This window comes from Cohnella sp., assembly GCF_041641335.1.
In the GTDB taxonomy this organism is placed as follows: Bacteria; Bacillota; Bacilli; order Paenibacillales; family Paenibacillaceae; genus Cohnella.
Window position 1 is genome coordinate 1 of sequence record NZ_JBEPYQ010000113.1, and the last position, 21452, is coordinate 21452.

Here is a 21452-nt window from a genome sequence, read left to right on the forward strand (position 1 = left end):
CTCTTTAAGTCCCCATTCCTTCAGCTGCCCGGCGGCAAAGCTTGCTTGATAACGTCTGTTGGTAATCACAAGCTCACTTTTACTGCCGATCATTTTATTCAACTGATTCGCTTCAACAACTGCGCCGACTTGGCCATCCGCAATCGTAATACCTGACGAAATATCATTCGGCGTTATCAAATCGTTTGGTGCCGATGGTACCGATGGTGTCGATGGTGTCGCTGTTGAAGGTTGTGACGGTGACGGCCCCGTGCTAACGGCGGAGTCCTTAAATACCGCTTTCGCCGTAACGTTATTCGCTGGCATTGTGAACGTTGCCGTTCCGCTGGTATTGCTGCCGTTTGTAAATGTCACGTCCGGGTTAATGTCCCATCTGACAAATGTCTTTCCGACAGGGATTGTTGCTGTGATCTGGACCGGTTCGCCCAGGTTATAATTGCCGCTTCCTGTTCCGTTAACAACCGTCACGGTATAGGAAGAGCTTTGTTGTCCTACCAGCTTGAGATTGCCCCAATTGAGGCTTGAGTTATAACTATTGGCATCGGGATCGCTCCAAGTGACTTGCGGTCTGCTGGCAGCAGGAGGCGGATCATTGATTTGAATATCAAAACCGACAACCCTATCCTCTGCCGGAGCGGCGGCTGCACGCCATGGGAGTTTCATTTCCACAAGATAGCCATAGCTTGTGCGCTCAGCAAAGGAATAACCCTCTCCCGAATCGATGCCCCAGCCTGTTACATTTGTTTTTTGAGAGGTTCCGCCATCGGCATCCACACGGTACTGGTTGCCCTCCGTTCCGCTATAGCTTCCCCTAAAGTTGGTTTCGCTTAGAAACACCTCAACGGAGTCCCTCTCCCACGCATTTGCCGAGCTAACATCAATCTGATTGTCGGTTACCTCTACACGAACGTAGATGTTTTGCTCATCCCACAGAACTTTAACTTTTCCTGTTGCATTCGCTTTACCCACGGCTTGTTTGTTCGCGTTGATAACCGGAGCTGTTGCCCAAGCCGTATCGTTCGTGCCCAGATCAGGCGTACCATACACAGCGTTAGCTGTCGGGGGCACATACACTTCCGGAAGCTCCGTGTTTTCTAAAAATTTTGCCGGATCCAATATGGCCTGGAAAGCCGGTTTTGACTGAAGTTTGTTATCAAAGTGCAATGGCGAAGCATCGCCGTTGTTGCCGCCGCGCCAACTGCTTGAATCTTCTCTGCCCCACAGTGTCACACGCTCAATGATATCCGCATTTTTCTTGTACAGTTCGAATAGCTGCGCGTATAGAATAGCTTGGGTTTTCTTCTCCGCGTCGGTAGCCGTCTTTGTTGTGCCGGCATTTCCTGCCGGAATGTCCAGCTCAGACACGCTAATCTTAACGCCAAGTGTTCTGTATAGATCAATCGCTGTAGTTACGTTATCAATAAGAGAGCTGCTCTCACCGGTCCAGTAGTGCGCCTGCATACCGATCCCTTCGATAAGCAAACGATCCTGATCCGTATTCCGAACATCCTCTTTCCAACGGTCGTTATATTTTTTAACCAAATTATAGATTTGCTGACGATTTGGAGAGAGATGTTCATTGAAATCGTTGTAATACAAGGTAGCTCCCGGATCGGCCAGACGGGCGAATACAAACGCGTCGTAGAAGTAATCGTCGCCTTCTTCGCCTTTAGCTGTATCCGCTCCATTTGCATAGGCTTGCTTCCATGGAGAATTCGATCCGCCTGAAACGGCTTCGTTAACCACATCCCAGGAAATGACTTTGCCTTTGTAATGCCCTGCGACGGTATGGATATACTCTTCCAGATTCGCCTTCGCTTCCGCACGGGTAAGCGGTTGGCCGGAAGCATTTCTCGTCAGCCAGGTCGGCGACTGGGCATGCCATACCAGTGTATGTCCGTGAACTTTAATCTGGTTAGCGAGTGCCCAATCTACCAATTTGTCCGCATTTTCGAAGTTATACTCCCTGTTATTATTCACCAAACTCTCCGGCTTCATCGCATTCTCTGCCGATACCGCATTGTAATGATGCTTATACATGTCGAGAGTTCCGGTATTATTCAAGGTTCCAGGCTCCATGATATTACCGAACAGGAAGTCATCTTCGTAGGCTTCATAGAGCGAAGGCAATCCGCTCTGCCACTCCGGCGGTACAATTGGAACAGGCACTCTTAAAACCTCCAACTTAACATCGTCAATATAATACTTGAGCCCTGTTTGTCCGGCGGCATTGATAAATGCTATTCTTTTGACTTTCTCGTGGTTTTCCGGAACCTCAAAGTCAAACGAAATTCCGGTCCATTGCCCGCGTGTCAGATTAAATCTTTGGCTAAATATACCCCCCCATGAATCAGAACCGTTTGTAGTCGAATCCACGCGTATTCCGATTGCTGGAGTTCCCGTTTCCGGGCCTGCGGCATAAACCTTCGCAGTAAAGCGATATTTACCTGTAGGTTGCATACCCGGCGCTTCAAGCTTATCGTTGTTGAGGACAACACCGGCGTAGTCTTGCGAAGACGACGGCGAGTCAACCAACAGGCTGCGTGTGCCGTTAGACGCAACATCGGTAGAGACCGCCACATCCGCAACGTCGCCGTCTTTTACGAAGGTGTCCTCATAATCCTCGAAATCTTCGTAGAACAGTACGTTGTTATTCCCACTGTCGGTTTCTTCAATAGTGACGGTAATATCATCAATATAGAAGTCTTTATTGGCTTCCTGTAATTGAATCTGCAACCTGACAAAGTCCTTGCCGTTTTCATTGATGATCTCGTTGATGCTTTTAGTCATCGTTAGTTCAAAGCTGTCGCCTGCGGCAACCGCCCTATTTACCAACCACGCATAGTATTGACCTGAGTCGGTCTTGTCTCCCGTAGCTTGCAGGATGGCGTTGCTTGTGGAAACACCGGCGGGAAGGTGACCTTTGACCGTAATCGTATATTTCTCATCAAGATCGGTAAAGAGAGAACCTTTTATATCCACTCCGAAGTAGTTCTGCGTTCTTCCAGTCACTAAGAGCGATTTCTTGCCGTTATCGCCGTCTTTAATGGTAACGGTGGGTGAACCATTGATCTGTAAACCATCAAACGCGGTAACAACGGTATCTCCAGCTTCACCTTTAATAGCGCTATCATTCTGCATATCGTATACAACAGTGATTTTCGGCTCTCCAGAGCCCTTGGACTGAGCGTACATCCATTCGAATACGTCAGAATAATCCTCATTCCAATTCCCTAATTTCGCAGATTGGGCGGTTGGCTTAATGTTCCAAGAATTGGAGGGCTCATCGATTTTGTTATACAAAACCGCGGCTTCTACTTCATGCCCGACATAGTCCTGAAGAGGCTCCGCCGATTTGGGCCATTGATCGTAGGGCCATACAAACGCGTCATTCGTGTTTTTGAACAGCGTGACCCTTGCGTTGTCATAAGACGGCATGGCGGTGCTTACGAAACTATTGAGATTATTAACATAATTGTTATTGGTGCCGGTATTATACTCATTGACAAACATCCAATAAGCCAGTTGAGCGTTAGCTTCCGCATTAGTCACTGTGGGAAATCCCGAAACCGGAGCCATTGGCATGGCAGCCGCGAACAATCCGGGTATTTCGTTGATTAATCTATTCGTGTACTGGCCGCCCCAAGAGAAGCCCGCCGCATAAATACGGTTCGGATCTACCCATCCTTCTTCGACCCATTCGTCAATATATTTCTTGACAGTGGCCGGTGCCGGAACGGATGTGCCTGTATACCGGAGCGCCAGGATATGGCTGGCGTACTTTTCGGGGTTTTTCTCTATTCGTTGCATCAGGGCAATCGCGCCATTTGCTGATTTTAGCGGTGAAAAAAGATCAAGAGCAGGGTTTTCGCCTCCACGCGACATGCCATGGGTGTATACGTAAAGTGGAAGTCCCTTTTGCGGATTGCCACTCGCGTCCTTGTGAAGGTAGCGTGTGTAACCTAGACTTGCACCGTCTATCACCGGACCGGCCTCAAACTGGTCTATGAGCGGGTTGACAACCTCTTTCTGGACAAATACCGCTTTAACAATGGCGCCTCCGCTAACCAAATTGAAACTTTGTGTAGCGATTACGCTGTAGTGTTGCGTTGTGGAGTTGGAATTAGCCAATGTCCCAATTCCGCCGCCTTGTGTCCATTCAAACTCGATGACAATGTAACGGCCCTTTTCGAGTCCCGCTTGATAATCCGGTGAGTTTCTAACCTCGCCTAGATAACCGAGCACTTTAGGCTCTACGTTTGCGTATATCCTTTTAATTTTGCGGGTTTCATTAAACGCCACATCGCTGCCCCTCATGTTCTTGCCTGTAACGGAGAACATGGACTGATCGAGCTCGGAACTGTGGATTGCCTCACCTTCGCCTAAGTCAATAATAACAGCCGTGGTGAATTCACCGGTGGCAAAATTATCGTTCCAAACGGTGAAGTCAAAAACCGAAGCGCTTGGATCCGGTTTAAATGTTACGTGTATTTCTTGTTCGGAAGTGACTACGTCGGTAAAAGTATAGCTGTTGCCGGTAACCGATTCCGTCTGCCCGTTCACCGTCAGTTCATCAACGATATAATTGAGCGCCGGGAAGAAGACAAATTCCTGACTGCTCCCTGCTCCAACTCTAACCAAACCGGAAGGCGCAATCGTACCGTTGTCGCCTGACGAGGCTTTAATTAAATGCCTGACGACTCCCTCGCCGCCAATTAACTTCAGACTGTCCGTAAAACCCGAGTGGCTGCTATAGCCTCTGTCAGGTTCGCCGTACCAAGATACGACCTCGTATCGGTCGTTCCCTGCCGCTGTGGAATTGTTCATCCCGATTTCAAATGTAATCAGAGCATCGCTGGCGAACGTAAGTTCCCGCTTTGGAATCTTCATTTCAACGATATATCCTGTTTCGGTTATTTCTGTCCATGAATCCCTACCGCTGGCGGTTTGTCCGGATAGAGAACCCCCGGCGTTTATACGCCACTGATTAGCTCCGTTTGCTCCCGGTCCGACGAAGAGCTCGACACTGTCGTACATATGATGATTGCTGGCGACTGAGCTTCCATACACATCCTCGTCTGTGACAACAACGCGCACGTACAGAAAATCTTCATCCCATAGCACTCTGCCCTCGCCGGTGGCGTGCGAGCGCAGGTCGCCGGGAATGGTGCTTTGGTCTACGGAAAGGAGCATCGTCGTATCCCATAATCCGTCATTAACACCTAACTTAGGCGTACCAAAGCTGGCGGTCGCTTGCGTTGCTGACAGCGTGCTTACAGAAGCGTCGTTTATCCCGAATGCTTCGTCGGCGATTTCGCTGTTGCCCAGGTTGGCGGCAGCGCCGGTAGGCGCCGGTGTTAACAGCATTACCAAGCAACAGAGAAACGCGAGCATTCTGTTGATTGGCTTTGACATTGGCTTTGACTGTGACATCGGTTAAATTTCCCTCCATTTCTTAGATCGGGCGCTTACGTTGCCACTACTCTTTAACGCTTCCGAGCTGCAATCCCGAAACAAAATGCCGCTGCAGGAACGGATACATCTATGTTAGCGCTTTCTTGAATACGGTTACAATTCACAGATTAAATGTGTATCTCCATCAAAAATCGGTTTCTGGCAGCGATTGGTTTCTCCAGGCCTCACCGATCAAGGCGCGATATTCCGCCGGTTTCCTGTCGGTACGCCGTTTTGCAACGAGTTCGGTTGAAGCGACGCCGACTGGCTCAGGATGTCCTGCCAGAAGCGCTCCACCAGAAGAGGCAACTGATGCTCCCATCTTCTCCGGTAATCCTGATGTGAATGGGCAACAGCAGGCCGAGACGCTAAGTCATGTAGTTGCTGCATGCCAGACCGTAAAGAGGCGGCCGCCGTACGTAAAATTGCTCAAACGCAGAAAAAAACCTCAGCCTCCTGTGGAACCGAAGGAGACTGAGGTTTTCCCGAAGCTACTTATTGCAGAGTCAGACGAACATCGTCCATGTGCAGCGTCGTACCGCCGGGTGAGTCGACATAGAAGCCGACGTCGACGACTCCGGAAGTGACATAGATGTTATCGATGCGGATCGTCTTCCATACGCCGTCGTTAGAAATATTGTAATACTGCGCGCTGCCGCCGTGATTGGAAATTTCGGCGCGCGCCGTCGTCGGAGCGGTATTGCTCAGCCGTACTCGCGCTTCGAATCTGTAGTTCGCATTGTTGACGGGGACGGCCACCTCTTGATGAATGCTTTGCTTGTATGCCCCGGGAGCGTAGAAATACGCTCGCTGCCACCCGGTCGAAGGCGCTTCCGGCGGATTCGTTCCTTTGCCGCTGTCGATGCCGTAGGCAAGCGCCTGTCCTCCGGGATGCCACTCGGTCCAGTTGCTATTAAATGCCGTATTCCGCTCGAAGCCGGGATTGTCGAGCATATTCGTCTCCGAAGCGGCTGGAACCGTAGCCGTGGGCGAGACCAATATGCGATCCAGATTGACGCCGCCCGTATCTCCCGTATCGTACTTGACCGCTACGATGTTCGTACCTGCGTTCAAGCTGACCGTTTCCTTCTTGTCCTGCCAGACGTTCCAATTCACGGACGGGCTGGGCAAGCTGAGCTGACTGTCCTTTACGCCGTTGGCGAATAGGCTGACCGTCTTCGTCGAGCCCGAGCCGTTGGCATACCTTAGCGCGACCTCGTAGCTGCCGGCGCTCGGAACTTCCACCTGGAATTCGGCCGAAGCCCCCGACGAACCGAAGCCGTCTACGAATGCCGAGCCCGAGTAGAACCAATGGTCCTCGTTCGTAGAGGCGCCGCCGGACAGCTTGGCGCTCTCCGCCTCGTACTTGGCCTGGATCGGGTTGAATGGCACCTCGATATAATCCAGGTTCACGTTGCCGGTATCCCCGCTGCCGGCATCGTACTTGTACGTAATCGCATTGCGCCCCGCCATGAGAGGCAGCGTCTCCGTCTGCGTCGCCCACGTATCCCAATTCGCCAGATGACCGAGCGACGTCGTCTTCACGCGCGCTCCGTTGACGAAAATACCGATCGTCTTGGCCGATCCGGTCCCGTTGGCATAGCGGAGGGCCACCTCGTAGTCTCCGCCCGTGCGAACGTCCGCGTAGAACGTTGCCGCCGCTCCGGAAGCATCCAAGCCGTCTACGAACCCGCTGCCGGCATAACCGGAATGGTTCGTATTGACGCCGGCCATCGTACCCGTTGTGTCCCCGGACAAGGATGCCTCCTCCGCCTCGTATGGATAGGCAGTCGACGCGACGCTTCCGTTGCCGGTCACGACGATATTCTTGGCCGAGCCCGCTGCCGCAGCCACCTTGACGTAGGTGACCAGACCATACACGTCTCTGCCCGTACTCCAGCCTTCTCCTCCTGCAGCTTTCAACGCGTTCAGATCGGCGTAGGAGCTCAGCGCGCTGCCGTTCAGCGTCGCACCTGTGCTGGCTTTGCCGTGAAGCTTCACCAGATAGTAATCGACGTCCGGCACATACGTTCCCGATTTCGCTCCGACGGAGAACGAGTATCCGCTTCCGCCGTTGTCTTGAGCGGTCAACGTCTGCTCGAAGGTCGCTCCGCCTTCGTAATCGTACGTCGTGCCGTCATCCTCGTAATAAGCGAAAGAGGTTGCCGTCGAGGAAGGGAATACGTCGACGTTGACCGTATCGACGACCCGTTGACCGACGTAATCCTGCGCTTGCTGCGACGGGATGATCGCTCCCTGCTTGATAAACACCGGGATGTCCGTCCAGCTCTCGGAGTTCAGCGGATAGTGGATCGTCTGTCCTCCCGTGTAAGTGACGCCCCGGAAGTAGTCGGTCCATGTCCCCGCCGGCAAATAAATCGCCTTGCTCTTCTGCTGCTTGTCGACGACCGGAGCGGCCATGAGCCAGTCCCCGAACATCCAGGCGTCCGTTCGATTCGCGACGTTGGCATCCGCCGGATAATCGAACGCGAGCGGCCGGACCAGCCCGACTCCGTTCTCGTACGCCTTCCGCTCATAGGCGTACAGATAAGGCAGGAGGGAGTAGCGGAATTGAATGGCGCTCTTGCTGACTTCCTCCGCGGTCGACCCGTAATACCAAGGCTGCCGCTGCTGGTTGTAGTTGCCGTGCACCCGGAACACCGGGGTCATCGCCGCGAACTGCAGCCATCTGGCGTACAGCTCCGGCGTCGGATTGCCGATCGTTCCATTCTCTTGGTTGAAGCCGCCGGCATCCATTCCCCACTTGGCCTGCCCCAGATTGACCGAGCTCAGCATGACGGCGCGCTGCTCCTTCATCCCCGCAGCCCAAGAGACGTGCTCGCCCTTCTGAAACTGAATGCCGATGTCTCCCGACCACAGCGTCGTCGCGTAGCGTTGAGCGCCCGGATAGTACGTGCGGGCCGTCTGCCATACCCGGAGCGCGTCGTCGGTGTACGCCCGCTGGCCTTCGTAGAACGCCTGCGACCAATGGCCGGTCATGAAGTTCCCGAACCAATATTGCGCCATGCCCGAAGAGACTTTGTCCGTCTCGTCGTTCCACCATCCGACGATGCCTTTGTCGAGCGCGTCCTCGGAGTTCTGCCACAGCCACGTTCGGGCGCTCGAATGGTAAGGATCGACGCTGCGAACCGTAACGGGAATAAAATAGTCCGTATACTCGGAATGCCCCGGATACCAGTAACCGCCCGCTTGCGCGTCATAGTACTGATCCGTCCGGTTGTTGCCGAAATCCAGCGTAACGACGCGCGGCTTCGTAATGCCGATCAGCTTGATCCCTTTGGCGTCCATGTCGCTCTTGAGCGCATTCGTGGACGCGTCGGGGAAATTCCCCGTATTCCACTTAAACTCCCCGTAATGATTCTCGCCGTACTTTTTCCAATCGTAATCCAGCGCGTAACCGTCTATGGGTATATTTTTCGCCCGGTAGTGCTCGACCATCTCCTCCAACTCGTCCTGATCGATGCCCCACTCGAAATTGCTGAATCCGAGCGACCACTTCGGCATGAGCGGAGCCGCTCCGCTGATCTTCGCATATGCGCCCATGATCTGATAGGGATCTCCCAGCATGATATAGTACTCCACGTTCGATTTGGAGTAGCGTCGTCCTTCCGTAGGCGTTCCTCCATAGTAAAATTCCAGCTGTCCTGTAGTCGAGTTCGTGTACGGATACCCGCCGTCGCTGTCGACCAGAACGCCGTAGCCGGCCGTCGACCAGATGAACGGGCCTCCCGCGTCGCCCTGCTCTCCGGCATGGGCCGCATGATCGCTATCGTTCCGCAAAATGTCGCCCTCGCCGTCGAAGGCGTTATAGCTGCGAATTCCGTACATATTGTGCCCCGTCGAATGCTGGAACCTTACTCCGTCGTAGAAGACGCCGCTTCCGGACGGCTCCCATAGCAGCGTTGTTCCGTCGGCTTTCTTGACCGTCATCCTTGCCGGAGTTTTGGCGATCTCGATTCTCATCTCGGAGGTCGTGATCACAATCGGATCTCCCGACGTATCGATCGTCGCCCCTACCGCGCTCCACGTCCTGTTCGGATCGATCATCGGCGTACTGGCGCTCGAAGCGACGCCGTTCGGCCGGTAATTCACTTTCAGAATGTTGAGGTCCGCCGCCAATATTTCCAGAATGTCGTCGTTCGGCTCGGCGCCGTTGTCGATGGTCAGCGTGAGCGCGTCTCCCGTTACGGACGCGCCGATCACATTGCCCAGAGCGCTGACGTACGCGCTTGTCTTCGCCGGCGGATAGACGGCCATAACCGACAATACCAAGCTGAACATCAGCGTAAAGAGAAACCCATTCCTAAACTTCTTTCCGATCATTTTTCGGATCATCAGAACATACCCACCTCTCCTATTGGATGAACTCTCGCCATTCGGATCGTGACGCGGGCTTCGTTATTCCTGATTCCTGATTCCTGTTTCCTATTCCTTGATCGTCATGTTGTCCAGATTGATGCCTAGCGAATTGCCGTGATCGTACTGCAGCCAAATCTCGTTATGCCCGGCATTCAGAGTGAGGGTCGCCGTCGCCGTCCCCCAAGTATCCCAGTTCGCCGTCGCGGGCATCGAGAGCGTCTGAATGTTCGCGCCGTTCACGTAGATTTGCCTGGAAGCCGTGCCGGCCGCGGAGCTGTATTTGAAGTCGACATCATAGGAGCCGGCCGCATCCACGTACACATCGAACAGTACCGCATCCCCTGTGCTGGCGAATCCGTCTACGAATCCGGTTCCGATATAGCCCGTATGGTTCGTATTCGTAGACACGTTTACCTGCGTCGCGTATTCGGCTTCGTACTCCGACTTGTGGACGCCGTTCAACACGACGGTGCGGGTGGACCCGCCGGAAGCGACTTTCACGTAAACGAATTTCTCCGAAGCGCTGTAATACCAGCCTTGCGAGCTGGAATTCAGCGCGCTCAAGCTGCCGTACTCGGTAAGCCCGGAGCCTCCGACCGTGACGGAAGACGGCTTCGTCGTGTATACCTGCAGCGTACTCGCGGTGCTGATCGCCGGAAGCGTCACGGTGACCCGGTTCAAGTCGTACTCCTCGTCGGAGACGATCGTCTTGACGGAGCCGCCGATGTCGTCGTTCCAATCATAGGACGTGCTGCCGTCGGGGTATACCCGGAAGGTCAGGTTCGTATAGCTGGTCAGACTGTTGCCGATCGTGCCTCCCAGCGCGTAGTTCGAATTGAGGTTCATCGGGATAATAGCTCCGGATTTCACGAATACCGGGATGCTGTCGACGTCCGCATAGTAGGAGATTTGCCGTTCGCCCGGTCTTGCGGCTCCGTAGAAGAAGTCGATCCATTCTCCTTCCGGAAGATAGATATCCTTGTTCGTGACGCCTTGATCCACGATCGGCGCTACGAGCAGGTTATCCCCGAACAAATACTGATATTGATAATTCGGATCGTAAGAGTTCGCATCGTCCGGATATTCCAGGAACATCGCTCTCATGAGCGGCACGCCGGTGGCGCTCGTCTTCGTCGCTTCGCTGTAGATATAAGGAAGCAGGTTCATCCGGATGTTCATATACTTGGCGAAGTGACTGATGACCGTGCCGTCCCCGCTCCGCGTCTGCACGTTCCACGGCGTTCTCTCCTCGTTGACCGGCGGGTTGGATTTCTCCGAGTGAATCTGGACGACCGGCGCGAATACGGCCATTTCCACCGAACGCTTGTACAGCTCCGAGGAAGGGAACGTTCCCGTAAAGCCGCCGAGGTCCCAGCTCCAATAAGGGACGCCGGACATATTCGCGGTCAAGCCCGCCAGAATCGACTGCTTGATCGTGCCGAAGGTCGACTCCTGATCGCCCGCCCAGAACGCCGGGTACGCGCCGACGCCCGTCGTGCCGGCCCGGCTGAACGAGATCGTCTCCCCGCGCTTGGACTTGGCGTAGTCGTAATAAGCGCCGATATACAGATTCGGATACAGATTCCGCATCTCGTCGCCTTTCTTGCCGTTGGAGAACGTCGTATTTTTGCCCCATACCAGCTCCCCGCCGTCCGTCTTGAAGCCGTCGATGCCGATGTCGTCGAACAGGTAGGCGCGCTTCGACATCCACCAATTCACGGCCGCGGAGTTCGTGAAATCCAGAATCGGGCTGCTTCCGAACCAGCCGTCCGGGGTTTTGTACGCGCCGCCGAACCCGTCTCCTACCGCGTAGCCTTGCGAGATCATATAGGCCTCGTCGTTATCCTTCTGCGCGTACGGAGAGCCCGTATGCTTGATTGCCGGCGTCTGCCAGAGCAGCACCTTCAACCCGGCGGCGTGAATGTCGTCGACCATCCCTTCCGGGTCAGGCCATTTGGCGCCATAGGTGAAATCGCTCGAGGAGAAAGCGTCGCTGCCGGCCTTCGGCGTGTAGGTGGAATCGTTCCAAATATAGAACGTCTCCTCGTCGCTCCACTGCTCCAGCACGAGAGTCGTCGCCGGAATGTTATACGCGCTCAGATTGCTCAGCACGCCGTCGACTTCCGACTGACGGTCCCATTCGTTGGCGGACAGCCACAGGCCGAAGCCCCATTTGGGCATCAGCGTCGGCTTGGCCGTCGTATCGGTATAATTGTCGATAACGTCCTTCAGATCGTCTCCGGAATAAAAATAGTAATCGAGCATCGAGTTCGCGCTTCCGCCCGTATCTACCGTGAATCCGTACATATCGGAGCGAACCGTCGCCATTTTGAACTTGGAGTAGTAGGTGCTGTTGGCGAGAATGCCGTAGCCTCTGGAGCTGATAAAGAAGGGGATCGCGAGGTAGGTTCTTTCGTTCTGGTTGAGGTATTGGTTGTAGATGTAGGTCTCGATGTCCTCTCCCCGCTTGTCGAAGTTGTCGTACCGTTCGCCGAAGCCGAAAAACTTCTCGTCGGACGGGGAGTAGAAATGGTCCTCGACCTTGTCGATAATGGCGTTGCCGTCCGTCAGCCACGCCATATTCCGGTTAATCGTGCTGTCGTACTGCCTCGTGATGAGCGTCGTCCCGTCCTCCTCGTAGACGCTTAGCTTGAAGGGGGACTTGTCCACTCTCAGCACGAGCTCGGACGTTGCCACCGTATAATACGCGCCGTGATCCGTCAGCGTATAATTGGACAGCCCGACATCGAAGCTGCCGGCGCCCGTCGGGGACAGCTGCACCCGGAACACGTCGTCCGCGGCGAACGAGATGTTCAGCTTGGGCGACAACGTTCCCGTATCCGGCACCGCGTCGAACACGACGCGGTCGGAGTTGTCCGTATAGCCGCTCACGCTGGCTACCGACTCCCAGCCCGTAACCGTGAACTCGAACGGACCTACCGTCTTCTGATTCGTGCCGTACTGGTCGGCGCGAACCGTATAGTTAATGACATCGCCTTTCGCGAAGCTGCCCAGCGCGACTTCCCAATACGTATCTCCGCCGCTGTTGTACTGCCATGAGCCGTTAATGACGGATTGGGGCACGCCGTTCTTCGTCCACGTGACCCAGACGGCTTGTCCGGGTTCGATCGGCCAAGTCTTGAGCTTGATATACACGTTTTCTCCCGCGACCGGGTCCTGCGGATAACGCTCCGTCACTTCCGCGACGTAACGGTCCTCCAGTCCGTACGGGCTGTGCCATACTCCATCGATCGCGAACGCACTCGGAACGGAAGACAAAAACAACAGCAAAGCCATCACCGGATAAGCAAGCCGCCTTCTGAACCTCATCAATCTGTTCGTCATCATTCTCGCTCCTCGCTAAAATGGATTGTAAGCTGCGGGTCTATCGATTACAGCTCTCCCAAGATGCCAAGCCCGGGCATCACCTCCTTTCATGGACCGGCTGCGCCGGCTTATTGTTGGCCCAACTCTATCGTGAAAACATAGTCGCCCTGTCCCGCACAGATAAGCGCCTCGCCCGTTCCGGCAAGCCAGCTTCCCGCGGACAGATCGCCCGCCGCATCCGCGCGCCGCCAGCTTTGCCCTTCCTCCGTCACCTTAACGGCTTGCCGCTCTAATCCCCGGAACAGGAGCGTTACCGGAGCATCGCCGCCTTGCACTTCGACCCGTGCCTCTACCGATGCGCCGTTCTTGGAGACGGTCAGGCCAACGGCGCAGCCCGATTCGTCCTTGAAGCGATAGACCAGACTGTCCGTCGCGTAGATCATCAAGGTTAGATTCGCATAGCGGTCTACCGCGTTTCCCACGTCGTCGGCCAGCTCGCGGGCAGCGCCGAGATTCAGCGGCACGACGGCGTTCTCCCTCAGATAGACCGGAATGTCCGACCATCCGGCTTCGACCGTATCCGTCCGCGGACCGACGACGATCTCCGAATCGAACAGCGACAGCCAACGACCCTGCGGAAAATAAACCTCGGTCTCCAGGGCGCCCTCCTGCGCCACGGGAGCGACGAGCAAGCTTTCTCCGAACAGGTATTGCGTCGTCAGCTCCGCGCATTTCTCATCGTCCGGGTAGGCGAGCAGCATCGCGCGCATCAGCGGATATCCCGTGGCTGCGCTCTTTTCGGCCTGCTCCCACACATACGGCAGCAGGTTCATGCGGATATCGGCGAACCGCTTGTACAGGGACAGAACCTCCGGTTGTCCCGTGCGTTCCGCGATGTTCCACGGCGTTCGGTCCATATTGAACTGACCCTTGCTCTCGGCGTGATACTGCATCACGGGGCAGAAAGCCGCCATCGCAGCCGAACGGACATACAGCTCAGCCGTCGGAATGTCTCCCGAGAATCCGCCCAGATCCCAGCCCCAGAACGGAATGCCCGACATGCCGCAGCTCAGCCCGGCGACGATCGTCGCGCGGAACGCCTCGAACGTCGACTTCTCGTCGCCCGCCCAGTGCAGCGGCATCGCCTGAGCTCCCGTATACCCTGCGCGGCTGAACGTAATCGCCCCTCCGGCCACATAACGGTCGGCGAATTGCTGGAACGCGGCGATGTAGCTGTTCGGATATTCGTTGCGCATCTCCGCGCCGCTCCGCCCGTCATGGAATTGCAGATCCGAGCCGTAGATGCACTCCCCGCCGTCCGTCTTGAAGCCGTCGATGCCGATATCCTCCAACAAATATTGACGCTTGCCGAGCCACCAGGCCGCGGCGTCCGGGTTCGTGAAGTCCGGCACCAAGCTGCCTCTGAACCATTCGTAATCCGGAATGCGGTACGGGCTGCCGTCCGCATGCCGCACCTCGTACGCCTGCTCCACCATGAACCGCTCGTCCTCGTCTCGCTGGACGTGGGCGATACCGTCCATGAACTTCATCACGGGAGCCTGCCACAGCAGAACGCGGATGCCCTGCCCGTGAATTCTCTCGACCAGCTTGCGCGGATCCGGCCATCTCCCCCAAGCCGGAAAACTAAAATCATCGTATGCGAATCGTTCCGAGCCCGACTTCGTCTCATACCCCGCATCGTTGAAAATGTAAAACGACGACTCGTCGCTCCACTGCTCCAGCACCATGACCGTGGACGGGATGGCGTGCTCCGCCGTTCGCGCCAGCTGTTCGTCCACTTCCCGCTCGCTGTCCCAGTTGTTGCTGGACATCCAGGGGCCGAACGCCCATTTCGGCGGCAGCTTCGGCTTGCCCGTCAATTCGGCGAACGTGCCGACGAGCTCGAGCGGCTTGCCGGAGAACAGCCAGTAATCGACGGCCTGCCGTTCCCGCTCCGCGTCCGCCTCGATCTGCATGAGATCCTCGCGAACGGTGCCGAACCGGAATACCGAATAGAGCGAGCTTTGCAGATAGAGGCCGTATCCGGCGGAGCTGTAGACGACGGGCACCGGAATATACGTCCGGAAGCCCTGGTCCTTATATTGGTTAAAGACATAATTGTCCAGTTCGCAGCCGCGGAATTCCATCCGGGCGAATCTCTCTCCCATGCCGTACAACCGCTCCCTGTCCTTCAGAGCGAAGTTGAGCCGCAGCTTGTAGACAGAACCCGTCCGATCGATCAACGCTTGGAAAGGCGCCGTTCCATCCTGCCCGTAGCTGGCCGATACCACATTGCCCTGCTCATCGAACGCCTTTACGGCGAACCGACCGCCGTCCACGCTCACCTCCGCGCTTCCGACGCGGCAGCTTCCTTCCGCCTTCCACTCCGGCGCGGCGAGGTTATCCCCGTCGATCAGTTCCAGCCGGAACGACACCGCTCCGCTCGGATGACTCCTCGCCTTCAGGCAAGGCGCCGGTCCCGACTCCGCCAGCGGCTCGAAACGAACCGCAGCGCCGCCCGATTCCGTCCCCGCAATCCCCGTCGCTCTGGACAGATTCGTCCAACGCAGCACCTCGAACGAATACCACTCCGACGCCTCCCCCGCGACGCCCGGATTACGAACGAACCGGTAGCGCACCTGTACCGTCTCCGCGAACGGCGCGAGCTCCGCTTCCCAATACTGTTCTCCGGTCTCGTTCTCCACCGCTTGCATGTTCAGCATGGTTGGCGCGCTTGCTCCCGCGACGACTTCCAGGACGATGTTGTCTTCCGGCCGGAATGGCGCGGAGAAAGTTCGGATGACTACGTTCTGCGCAACGGTGACAAGCCGGGGATAGCGTTCGTTGTTGCCCGCCTGATACGGACTTTCCCCGCCGACCGGCGCATGGATGAAGCGTATGCCCGCATTCCCCGCATTCCCCTCATTCTGAGCCTCTCCCGGGACGAAACCCGGCGATTTGATCGCAAGCTGGTCCTCGGCCCAAGCGAGGAAGGCGTTCGCTTCGCCTTCGGACTGAACTGCGGCCCGGTCGCGCAGCGTGCGGGCGCGGCCAACCGCCCCGACTTCGCCGTAGTAGCCGGCCAGCAGCCCCGCCTCCTCGGCCCCTTCGACCCGATCGGGGTCAAGACGTCCGAGCGCCTCCAGCATCGCGAGATCCCCGGCGCTGAGCAGACCGAACGGCACGGCCGCCGCCACGATGTCCGCCCATACCTCGTTCGATCCTTGGCGGCTGACGAAATGCTTGCCGTGCATGAACGAAGCGAACGTCGCCTCCCGAATATCCTTGCACAGCTTCTGCGCAGCGTCCGATCGATAGACGTTGCCTATCGATCTTAATGCGGCGTAATAGAGAGCAAGATTGCTCAGATAGACGTCCCGCTCCTCGTCCCACAGCCAATGCGAATCGGCCGCGCTCCAATTGTCGGCGATGCTTGCGACCGCCGCTTCGATCAGCTCGGAATGACGTTCGATCAACTCCCGTTCCCCGCCGCGGTTCACGTATTCCCCGGCGATCCACAGCCAATAAGCCTGCTCGCGAGGGGAGGAATCCGGACCGGCCGCTCGCTCCGCAACCTTTTCCAGCCATGGCCCGACCTCCCTCACGATCCCCCTCTTCATTCCGCCGAACCGGAGAAGCGCCCCGTCCCTGAGCGCGTCGTGCAGCACCTGTCTCGTCTTGTTCATCGGTTACTTGATTCCTCCCATCTGAAGTCCGGCCTTGAAGAAGCCTTGCGCGAACATGTAGAGCACGATGATCGGCAGCATCGAGATCAAACTGCCTGCCATCAAGGTGTTGTACTCGCTGCCGTACTGTCCGTTAAGCGAGCTCAGCGCCAGCGGCAAGGTCATCAATTCCCTGTCCGACAGCACGATCAACGGCCAGAAATAATCGTTCCACGCCCCCATGAACGTAACGATGCCAAGCGTCGCGATAATCGGCATCGACAGCGGCACGATAATGCGCAGGAAGATGTTCGGCTGGGAAGCCCCGTCGATAAACGCCGCGTCCAGGAAGTCGTTGTGGATCGTCTTGATGAACTGTCTGAGCATGAAAATGGCAAACGGATTAAACACGCTGGGCAGAAGTAACCCCGTAAACGAATTAAGCAGCTGGAATTCCTTCAGCACGAGGAACACCGGAATCATCGTCACCTGGCCGGGCACCATCATCGTCGCCAGGAACAGGGCAAACACGGCTTCACGGCCCTTGAATTCGATCTTGGCGAACACATAAGCGGCCATCAGCGCGGATACGAGCACGATTCCCGTGCTGGCTACCGAGATGAACAAGCTGTTGAAGATCGCCTTCGCGAACGGGAATACGGTGAAAATTTTGCTGTAGCCCTCGAACGAGATTTTCTCCGGAATCCATTCGATCGGAATGCTGATCAGGGCGCCCTTGCTCTTAAGCGACGTGCTAACCATCCAGAAAAAAGGAATGAGCGCGAACACGGCCAGTATGGACGCGAAAACATAGAACAGCAGAGGCTGAACGAACCGGCTACGAGTCATAATGCACCCACTTCCTCTGCAGCTTCATCTGTACGATGGTGAACGCGAAAATGATAACGAACAAAATCCAGGAGAACGACGAGGCGTACCCCATCTTGTAATATTTGAACGCGTATTTGTAGATTCGCTCGACCATCACCTGCGTGGAGCCGTACGGACCGGCGTCCTGCGTCATGATCATCACCTGCGGGAACAGCTGGAACGAGTTGATAATGCAGATGACGAGTACGAAAAAGAGCATCGGCGACAGCAGAGGCAGCGTAATTCTCGTGAAGCGGCTCCAGAAGTTCGCTCCGTCGATATTCGCCGCCTCGTAATACGTCGGGTTGATTCCCTGCAAGCCGCCCAGCATAATGAGCGCGAAGAAGCCCATGTCCTTCCAGATGCTGGCGAACACGATGCCCGGCATCGCCCACGTCCGGTCCTGCAGCCAGGCCGGGCCGTCGATGCCGACGAACCCGAGAATCGCGTTGATCGGACCGTAATCGTCGCTGAGCAGCCATTTCCAAATGAGCGCCGCGGCTACCCAGGAGGTGAGCACCGGGATGAAGAAGACGACCCGGTACAGGCCGATTGCCTTATACGTATTGTTCAGCAGCACGGCCGCCAGCACGGAAGCGACGAGTATAAGCGGAATGTACAGCACGATATAGTACATCGTGTTCTTGAGTACGCGCCAGAACTCCTCGCCCGCCAGGATCTCCTTGAAGTTGCCGAAGCCGAGGAAGTCGGGCGTTCCCGCCGCAAGGTTCCACGGATTGAGCCCGTTCCAGTCCGTGAAGCTGATGACGAGCGAGTAGAAAATCGGGATGACGCTGAACACGAGCAGCCCGATCGAGGACGGCAGCAGGAACAGGATGATCGTCAGCCATTTTCTCCGGTTTCGATGAGTGAGCATGAAGTCGAAGCACCTCGCGTTAAGAAGCGGCGGCTGCCAGGCCGCGGCCGTCCGTCTGAATCAGACCGAACGATCCGGCGGCAGCCGCGCCGTCTTAGAATATCGAACGCGTCTTACAGTTTGATTTTCTCGGTCAATTCCTTCTGCGCGTCGTCGAGCGCCTGCTGCGCGGTTTTCGCGCCTTCGGAGGCGGCGGTCAGATGAATGCCCAGAATGTCCGACATCTCTCCGAACTGCTCGATGACCGGCGGCGTGACGAGGTAGTCCAGGGAATCGAACACGGCTTGGCGGTTCGCCGGCGGCGTCATCGACAGGTAGGCTTCCAGCACGTCCGGATAGGTGACGGCCGGCAGCTCCCAGCCCGCGTCGACGCGGATTTTCGCCGCTTCCTTGCTCGAGCTGAGGAACTTGATCCATTCGAACGCCGCATTGGCGACTTTGCTGTCCTTGTTAATGACCAGTCCGTTGGAGAAAAAGTGCGTCGCTTTCTGCTTGTTGCCCGGCTCGACGGCGACGTCCCACTCGAACGTAATGTTCTGCATAAAGTCGGAGAACGCCCATACGCCGGTGACGATCATGCCGAGACGGCCGGCTTTGAACAGATCCCAATCCCCTACGCCGCTGAGCTGCGCCTGCGTCGGCATGACGTTCGTCGTGCGCACCCGGTCGACTAGCCTTTGCAGCGTTTCCACGTTTTCCGGCGTGTTGACGGTAAACGCGGTTTTGTCGGCGTTGAGCAGGCTGCCGTTGTTCTGCTGAACCAGCTTGTAAAATTCATGGAACTGAATCGGCTGGAACACGCCGAACGTGTTCTTATCCAGTGCGCGGATCTTCGCGGCCGCGTCGTCGAACTCCTTCCAGGTCCAGTCCTTGGTCGGAAGCTCGGCGTTCGCTTTCTCGAACAGCTCCTTGTTGTAGATCAGCAGGACGTTGGAGAAGCTGCCCGGCATGCCGTACTGCACGCCGTCAGAGGAGAAAGCGTTCAGCGCCTGAGCGTTCAAGGACGATTTATCGAACTGCGTCGCGTCGAAGAGAGGGTTGAGGTCAAGCAGCACGCCCTTCTTCGCATAGGACACGAAATTTTCATAGTTCAGCTCGTAGGCGTCCGGCGCTTGACCCGCCGCTACCCGGGTCTGCATCTGCGTGAAGTAGTCGCCGTAAGCGATCGTCTCGATCTCGATCTTGATGTTCGGGTTGGCTTGCTCGAACTCGGCTTTCATCTGGTCCAAATATTTGGCGGTGTCGCCGGCACCGGAGAAGTTGCCGAACTTGACCGTCACGATCTCGTCCTTGGAAGCCGGGGGGGACGAGGAGCCGCTCGGCGACGCTTGGCTCGGGCTTGCGCTGCCGTTGCCGTTGTTGGATTTGCCGCCGCTGCAGGCGGCCAGAGATGCGACCAATATAACTGCGAGAATGAAAGAAAGCGCATTCAATAATCTTGTCTTACTCATCGAATAAATCCCCCTATACGTCATTTGATAATTCGATTGTTGCACGGACAAGCTTGCTTAAGCGTTTAACTTTCGACACCGATCGACCGGATTGGCGGTCTTACGGTTGATCGCTGACTCAGTCCCCGCGCAGATTGCGGACCGTCTCCCGCTCCACGATCTCAAGCGGGACGTGCGTTCTTTTGCCATGCGCCTTCGCTCCGCGCTTCTTGCGGATCTGGTCGATCAGCAGCTTCGCGGCGGTTTCGCCTTTGAGGAATATCTGTTGCTTAACCGTCGTCAGCGGCGGCAGAAACATATGCGCCATCGAGATATCGTCGAATCCGATGACCGATATATCCTTGGGCACTTCCTTGCCGGCTTCCTTAATGCCGCGGATGAGGCCGAACGCCACCATGTCCGCCGTCGCGAACACGCCGGTCATTTCCGGGTGCTTCTCCGCGATCAGCGCGCCCGAGCTGCGGCCGTGCACGTAGCTGACCGAATTCTCGAACACGTAATCCGGATTGTAGAACAAACCGGCCTCCTGCAAGGCTCGCTTGTAGCCGAGAAATCTTTTCTCCACGACTCCGTCCTTGCGGATCATTCCGGTGACCAGCCCGATGTTGCGGTGCCCGTTGTCGATCAGATGCTTGGTGGCCATGTAGCCGCCCAGCTCGTCGTCGATGCCGACGTTCGTGAACTCGTTATCGTGCACGTAGCTGTCGATAAGCACGATCGGGATGTTCGCCTGCTTGCATTCTTCGTAAAGCTGCTCGGAGTAAATGCCCATAATAATGGCTCCGTCCAGATTGCGCGAGGTGGAAATATCGAGATAGGTTTTGCCTTTGTCGACGCCCGCGAGAATGATGTGGTAGCCGTCTTCCCGAACGACCGCTTCGATCGCGCTGATCATCTCGCTGTAAAACGGGTTTTCGAAGACGAGCTGCTTGTGATCCTCCGTCTGGGGAATGATGACGCCGATCAGCTCCGAGGTGTTCTTGACCAGTCCCCTTGCCGTAATGCTGGGAATGTAGTTCAGTTCCTTGATCGAATCGTGGATTCTCACGATCGTGTCCTGCGACACTTTGTTCTCTTTGCCGTTGAGGACGTAAGATACGGCTGCGATGGATACTCCGGCGTTGCGGGCTACGTCTTTTATCGTAATTTTCCTCATGATCTCTTTCGAATCAGACCCCCTTTTGGGTTAAACGTTTAATATAACTATATACGCGAACTCGGCGAATTGTCAACAAAAAAAGTAAGCGCTTTAACGGCTTTCCGAGAGAAGTCCCCTTCCTCTACAGGGAGGGGATGAATAGCGGCCAGGCGAAGCCTACATGCTTAGCAAAAGCGAGCGCCAACTGAAAGATATCATTCATAAAACGACCAAGCAATTTGTTCAATGGTGTACGGAAAATGACGTAAAAGAAGTTGTGATTGGCAAAG

8 protein-coding genes are annotated in these 21452 nt (G+C 56.0%); all 8 read right to left on the bottom strand.

Features of this window, described 5'->3' with window-relative positions; genetic code table 11:
- Positions 1-5433: endo-1,4-beta-xylanase (locus tag ACESLM_RS26720; protein WP_372636691.1), on the bottom strand; the 5433-nt coding region annotated here is incomplete at its 3' end.
- Between the two features lie 516 nt (positions 5434-5949).
- Positions 5950-9810, bottom strand: coding sequence for a TIM-barrel domain-containing protein (locus ACESLM_RS26725; RefSeq protein WP_372636694.1), 3861 nt, complete (start codon positions 9808-9810; stop codon positions 5950-5952).
- A gap of 90 nt (positions 9811-9900) precedes the next feature.
- Positions 9901-13179, bottom strand: a complete 3279-nt coding sequence (locus ACESLM_RS26730; protein ID WP_372636696.1) for a TIM-barrel domain-containing protein — start codon at positions 13177-13179, stop codon at positions 9901-9903.
- A gap of 110 nt (positions 13180-13289) precedes the next feature.
- Positions 13290-16847 carry a glycoside hydrolase family 31 protein gene (locus ACESLM_RS26735; protein WP_372636700.1) on the bottom strand — a complete coding sequence of 1186 codons (3558 nt, stop codon included), beginning with the start codon at positions 16845-16847 and terminating at the stop codon, positions 13290-13292.
- A 3-nt stretch (positions 16848-16850) separates the two neighbouring features.
- Entirely contained in the window at positions 16851-17675 is an 825-nt protein-coding gene (locus ACESLM_RS26740; protein ID WP_094042141.1) for a carbohydrate ABC transporter permease, read from the bottom strand.
- Complete coding sequence (locus tag ACESLM_RS26745; RefSeq protein WP_094042142.1) at positions 17665-18573, bottom strand: carbohydrate ABC transporter permease; 909 nt, start codon at positions 18571-18573, stop codon at positions 17665-17667. Before ACESLM_RS26745 ends, ACESLM_RS26740 begins: the two co-directional genes overlap by 11 nt.
- Positions 18574-18686: 113 nt before the next feature.
- Positions 18687-20024 carry an ABC transporter substrate-binding protein gene (locus tag ACESLM_RS26750; RefSeq protein WP_372636704.1) on the bottom strand — a complete coding sequence of 446 codons (1338 nt, stop codon included), beginning with the start codon at positions 20022-20024 and terminating at the stop codon, positions 18687-18689.
- 118 nt (positions 20025-20142) lie between these two features.
- Positions 20143-21180 (bottom strand): LacI family DNA-binding transcriptional regulator, encoded by a 1038-nt coding sequence (locus tag ACESLM_RS26755; protein WP_372636707.1) that lies wholly within the window; start codon positions 21178-21180, stop codon positions 20143-20145.
- Between the last annotated feature and the right edge of the window lie 272 nt (positions 21181-21452).